The following is a 3,237-nucleotide window of genomic DNA, read 5'->3' as shown; positions in this document are numbered from 1 at the left end:
CCGTCAGGAGCGGGCATCCGCGTCGTCGAGGTCCGAAGCGTCCTCGGGCTTCTTGTACGGGTCGGGCTCCCCGGCATACGTGGCGCCCTCGGCGGCCGCGGCCACGGCCGCATCGCGGTCCTTGGCCTCGCGCAACAGGTCCTCAAGGTGCGCTGCCGTCTCGGGGATGGCATCGGCGAAGAAGTCCAGGCTCGGGGTCAGCCGAATCTGGATCTGCTGTCCGACGAACGACCGCAGCTTGCCCTTGTTCTTCTCCAGCAGCGCTGCCGTCTTCTCACGCTGGGCCTCGTCACCGAAGACGGTGTAGAAGACCGAGGCATGCTGCAGGTCGCCCGTGACCCGCACGTCGGTGATCGTGATGAAGCCCAGGTCGGGGTCCTTGACGATCGACGCCACGTTGGCGGCGATGAGCGTCTTGATGCGGTCCGCGATCTTGCGGGCCCGTCCGGCGTCAGCCATGAGAGTCCCTCCTAGTGCGAAGAGTGGGCAAAGAGATGGGTCGGGGAGGTGGACCGGGTCCGTGCGGCCCGCGACCCGGCGTAGCCGAAGGGCAGAACCCTCCGGCTACGCCGACTGCGGATCAGGCTCGCGGCTTCTCACGCATTTCGTAGGTGCTGATGAGGTCGCCGAGCTGCAGGTCGTTGTAGGACCCGAGGTTGATACCGCACTCGAAGCCTTCACGGACCTCGGTGACATCGTCCTTGAAGCGGCGCAGGCCGGCGATCTCGACGTTCTCGGACACCACGACCCCGTTGCGGGTGATGCGTGCCTTCGTGCCGCGCTTGATCTCGCCGCTGCGCACGATGGAACCCGCGATGTTGCCGAACTTGCTGGAGCGGAAGATCTCGCGGATCTCGGCGGTGCCGAGCTCGATCTCCTCGAACTCCGGCTTGAGCATGCCCTTGAGCGCCGCCTCGATCTCCTCGATGGCCTGGTAGATCACCGAGTAGTAGCGGATCTCGACGCCCTCGCGCTCGGCGTAGTCAGCGTTCTGGCCCTCGGCCCGCACGTTGAAGCCGATGATGACGGCGCTGGAGGCCATCGCGAGGTTGATGTTGTTCATCGTGATCGCACCGACGCCGCGGTCGATGATCCGCAGGTCGACCTCGTCGCCCACGTCGATCTGCAACAACGCGTCCTCGAGCGCCTCGACGGAACCCGACACATCACCCTTGAGGATGAGGTTGAGGGTCTCGACCTTGCCGGCAGCCAGGGCCTCGGTGAGGTCCTCGAGCGAGATGCGCTTGCGGGCCTTGGCCAGCGAGGCCTGACGGTCCGCGGCCTCACGCTTCTCGGCGATCTGACGGGCCGTGCGGTCGTCCGGGGCCACCACGAACGTGTCACCGGCGCGGGGCACCGAGGACAGGCCCAGGACCTGGACGGGACGCGACGGGGTCGCCTCGGTGAGGTTGTTGCCGTGCTCGTCGAGCATCGCCCGAACACGCCCATAGGCAGAGCCGGTCACGATGGCGTCACCGACGTGCAGGGTGCCGGACTGCACCAGCACCGTCGCGGTCGCACCGCGACCACGGTCGAGGTTGGCCTCGATCGCGACACCGCGGGCGTCCTTGTCGGGGTTGGCGCGCAGGTCCAGAGCCGCGTCCGCGGTCAGCAGGACGGCCTCCAGGAGGGCGTCGATGTTCTCGCCCGCCTTGGCGGACACGTCGACGAACATCGTCTCGCCGCCGTACTCCTCGGCCACGAGGTTGTACTCCGTCAGCTGCTGACGGACCTTGGCCGGGTTCGCACCTTCGACGTCGATCTTGTTGACGGCCACCACGATCGGGACGTCCGCCGCCTGGGCGTGGTTGAGCGCCTCGATCGTCTGCGGCATCACGCCGTCGTCGGCCGCGACCACGAGGATCGCGATGTCGGTGACCTTGGCACCACGGGCACGCATGGCGGTGAACGCCTCGTGACCGGGGGTGTCGATGAAGGTGATCGGACGGTCGACGCCCTCGTGCATCTTGTGCACCTGGTAGGCACCGATGTGCTGGGTGATACCACCGGACTCGCCACCGGCGACATCCTCGTTGCGGATGGCGTCGAGCAGGCGGGTCTTACCGTGGTCGACGTGACCCATGACGGTCACGACCGGCGGACGCTGCGACAGGTCCTCGTCGTCCTCGCCCTCGATGCCGGTCTCCAGGTCGATGTTGAAGGAGTCGAAGAGCTCCTTCTCCTCCTCCTCCGGGGACACGACCTGGATGTCGTAGCCAAGCTCGGAGCCGAGCACCTTGAAGGTGTCCTCGTCCAGCGACTGCGTTGCCGTCGCCATCTCACCGAGGTGGAACAGCACGGTGACCAGCGAAGCGGGGTTGGCGTTGATCTTGTCGGCGAAGTCGGTCAGCGACGACCCGCGACGCACGCGGATGGTCGTCTTGCCGTCACCACGGGGGACGCTGACGCCACCGAGCGACGGCGCCTGCATCTGCTCGAACTCCTGGCGCTTCGCACGCTTGGACTTGCGTCCGCGAACGGGACGACCGCCGCCGCGCCCGAAGGCACCCGCGGTCGAACCACGACCAGCGCCGCCACGGAAGCCGCCACCACCGGGACGACCGGCGAACCCGCCACCGCCACCGGGACCACCCGGACCGCGGCCTGCGCCGCCGGGACCACCGGGGCCGCCGGGACCGCGGCCGCCACCCCGGGCGGGGCGCTCACCGGGACGACCGACCGCACTGCGGTCGGGCATCATGCCCGGGCTCGGACGCGGGCCGCCGGGACGCGGTCCACCCGGACCTGCCGTGCCGCCGGGACGCGGTCCTGCAGCGCCGGGACGGCTCTGCGGACGCGGCATACCCTGCGATGGGGCGAACGGGTTGTTACCCGGACGCGAGGAACCCTCTCGGGGAGCGCCATCGCGACCACCGTCGCGACCGGTGCGCATGCCCTGAGAAGGGGCGAAGGGGTTGTTGCCCGGGCGCGGAGCGCCGGGACGCGGGCCTGTCGAGGTGCCGGCCGAGCCACCAGAGGCGGGACGCGGCGCGGCGCCTGGACGCGGTGCCGGAGCGCTTGGCTGACCACCCTCACGGGCGGCAGGGACTTCCGAGCGAGTCGCGGGAGCGGCCGGAGCCGGCGCACTGGGCGTCTTGGCTGCCGGCGCACTGGGTGCCTCTGCAGCCGGCGCGCTGGGCGTCTTGGCTGCCGGCGCGCTGGGTGCCTCCGCAGCCGGCGCGGGGACCGGGAGGTCCGCCGGCCGGGTCGGCTCGGCCGCGGTCGGAGCCGGGGCGG

General features: G+C 69.9%; 2 protein-coding genes. Both read right to left on the bottom strand.

The window, feature by feature from the left end; all coding sequences use genetic code 11:
* Nucleotides 1–3 precede the first annotated feature (3 nt).
* On the bottom strand, nucleotides 4–459 hold the full coding sequence (rbfA, locus tag VIG79_RS19005; protein ID WP_331888531.1) for a 30S ribosome-binding factor RbfA: 456 nt from the start codon (nucleotides 457–459) through the stop codon (nucleotides 4–6).
* Between the two features lie 121 nt (nucleotides 460–580).
* The coding region (gene infB, locus VIG79_RS19000) for a translation initiation factor IF-2 (RefSeq protein WP_331888529.1) at nucleotides 581–3,237 on the bottom strand (2,657 nt) is incomplete at its 5' end.

Origin of the sequence: Lapillicoccus sp. (assembly GCF_036559105.1) — a bacterium.
GTDB lineage: Bacteria > Actinomycetota > Actinomycetes > Actinomycetales > Dermatophilaceae > Lapillicoccus.
Note: the sequence above shows the minus strand (reverse complement) of the source record. Positions and strands in the feature narration are given on the sequence as shown.